At 52.2% G+C, this 2,579-nt stretch carries 3 protein-coding genes; all 3 read left to right on the plus strand.

Annotated features, from left to right (window positions below):
• Nucleotides 1-465: YigZ family protein (locus tag FDW94_RS22975; protein ID WP_137378315.1), on the plus strand; the 465-nt coding region annotated here is incomplete at its 5' end.
• A gap of 38 nt (nt 466-503) precedes the next feature.
• Nucleotides 504-1,955 carry a Trk system potassium transporter TrkH gene (trkH, locus tag FDW94_RS22980; RefSeq protein WP_003017848.1) on the plus strand — a complete coding sequence of 484 codons (1,452 nt, stop codon included), beginning with the start codon at nt 504-506 and terminating at the stop codon, nt 1,953-1,955.
• Between the two features lie 11 nt (nt 1,956-1,966).
• Nucleotides 1,967-2,512: a menaquinone-dependent protoporphyrinogen IX dehydrogenase gene (gene hemG, locus FDW94_RS22985; protein ID WP_048237121.1), complete on the plus strand. Its 546-nt coding sequence runs from the start codon at nt 1,967-1,969 to the stop codon at nt 2,510-2,512.
• Nucleotides 2,513-2,579 lie beyond the last annotated feature (67 nt).

Here is a 2,579-nt window from a genome sequence, read left to right on the forward strand (position 1 = left end):
CACCATTGTGTGGCGTGGGTGGCGGGTGCGCCCAATGACTCGCAGCAGCTAGGGTTTTCAGACGATGGCGAACCGGCGGGTACGGCAGGTAAACCGATGCTCGCGCAGCTGATGGGGAGCGGTGTCGGCGAGATTACCGCTGTAGTCGTGCGCTACTACGGCGGTATCCTTCTCGGTACTGGAGGGTTGGTAAAAGCCTACGGTGGTGGTGTGAATCAGGCGTTGCGCCAGTTAACGACACAGCGCAAGACGCCATTAACCGAATATACTTTGCAGTGTGAGTACGGTCAGCTGGCAGGCATTGAAGCCTTGCTGGGGCAGTTTGACGGTAAAGTCGTTGCCAGTGATTACCAGGCTTTTGTTCGGCTCAGGGTGGCGCTTCCTTTTGCCAAAGTGGATGAGTTTTCGGCAAAACTGGCGGATTTTAGTCGTGGTTCATTGCAATTGTTAGCGATTGAAGAATAATCCCCACCTCATTTTAAAGAACTAAGGAAGCGGCAGAGATGCATTTTCGCGCCATCACCCGAATCGTTGGACTACTGGTCATCTTATTCTCGGGGACAATGATTATCCCCGGACTGGTAGCGCTCATCTACCGCGATGGGGCAGGGCGTGCATTCACCCAAACTTTCTTCGTTGCTCTGGCGATCGGCTCCATGCTGTGGTGGCCAAACCGTAAAGAGAAGGGCGAGCTGAAATCGCGCGAAGGATTTCTGATTGTCGTTTTGTTCTGGACCGTTCTGGGCAGTGTGGGTGCGCTACCGTTCATCTTTGCAGAAAGCCCTAACCTAACGATAACCGACGCTTTTTTTGAATCCTTTTCCGGATTAACCACTACAGGTGCGACGACGCTGGTGGGGCTGGATTCATTGCCACACGCGATTCTCTTTTATCGCCAGATGCTGCAATGGTTCGGCGGGATGGGGATCATCGTGCTGGCGGTGGCTATCCTGCCTATTCTTGGCGTTGGTGGGATGCAGCTCTATCGTGCAGAAATGCCGGGGCCGCTGAAAGATAATAAAATGCGCCCGCGTATTGCCGAAACGGCGAAAACGCTGTGGCTAATCTATGTATTACTGACGGTGGCGTGCGCGCTGGCGCTATGGTTTGCCGGGATGCCCGCGTTTGACGCCATTGGGCACAGTTTTGCCACAATCGCCATCGGTGGTTTTTCCACACACGATGCCAGCGTGGGGTATTTCGACAGTCCCACGATTAACACCATCATTGCTATCTTCTTGCTGATCTCCGGTTGTAACTATGGTCTGCACTTCTCTTTATTAAGTGGGCGTAGTCTGAAGGTCTACTGGCGGGATCCGGAATTCCGCATGTTTATCGGCGTGCAGTTGACGCTGGTGGCAGTCTGTACGCTGGTGCTATGGATACACAATACCTATGGCTCGGCGCTCACGACGATCAACCAGGCCTTTTTCCAGGTGGTATCGATGGCGACGACCGCCGGATTTACCACGGACAGTATTGCCCGCTGGCCGCTGTTTCTGCCAGTGCTGTTGCTGTGTTCTGCTTTTATCGGCGGCTGTGCCGGGTCGACGGGCGGTGGCTTGAAGGTGATTCGTATCCTGCTGCTGTTTAAGCAGGGTAACCGCGAATTGAAACGACTGGTCCATCCGAATGCGGTTTACAGTATCAAACTGGGTAACCGTGCGTTGCCGGAGCGAATTCTTGAAGCCGTATGGGGATTCTTCTCTGCCTATGCGCTGGTCTTTATTATCAGTATGCTGGCGATTATTGCGACCGGTGTTGATGACTTCTCCGCGTTTGCCTCTGTTGTGGCAACGTTGAATAACCTGGGGCCTGGACTGGGGGTTGTCGCCGACAACTTTGCCAGTATGAACCCTGTGGCGAAGTGGATCCTGATTGCCAATATGCTGTTTGGTCGTCTGGAGGTCTTTACTCTGCTGGTGCTCTTTACCCCTACCTTCTGGCGTGAATAATGGAGTAACACGTGAAAACACTGATTCTTTTTTCTTCCCGGGACGGACAAACGCGTGAAATCGCTGAATATCTGGCTTCTGAACTCAAAGAGCTGGGCGTTTGGGCAGATGTTGTTAATTTGCATCGTACCGCGGAGCCGGACTGGCAAAATTATGACAGCGTGGTAATTGGCGCCTCGATTCGCTACGGTCATTACCATGCTGCTTTTCAGGAGTTTGTGAAAAAGCATGCCACACGGCTGAATTCGATGCCGAGCGCGTTCTACTCCGTAAACCTGGTTGCCCGTAAACCGGAGAAACGTACGCCGCAAACCAACAGCTATGCGCGTAAGTTCCTGATGAGTTCGCCGTGGCGACCAGACCACAGCGCAGTCATTGCGGGTGCTTTGCGGTATCCACGCTATCGCTGGTATGACCGCGTTATGATCCAACTGATAATGAAGATGTCAGGTGGTGAAACGGATACAAATAAAGAAGTGGTGTATACCGATTGGGAACAGGTTGCGAGATTCGCGCGGGAAATAGCCCAATTAACCAACAAAGCGTTGTTAAAATAAACGTAAAGCATAAAAAATACGCACTCGGAAGAATATTTTAAATTTCCCCTTGTCAGCCTGAAATAAC

This window comes from Citrobacter sp. wls757 (genome assembly GCF_005280935.1).
In the GTDB taxonomy this organism is placed as follows: Bacteria; Pseudomonadota; Gammaproteobacteria; order Enterobacterales; family Enterobacteriaceae; genus Citrobacter; species Citrobacter portucalensis.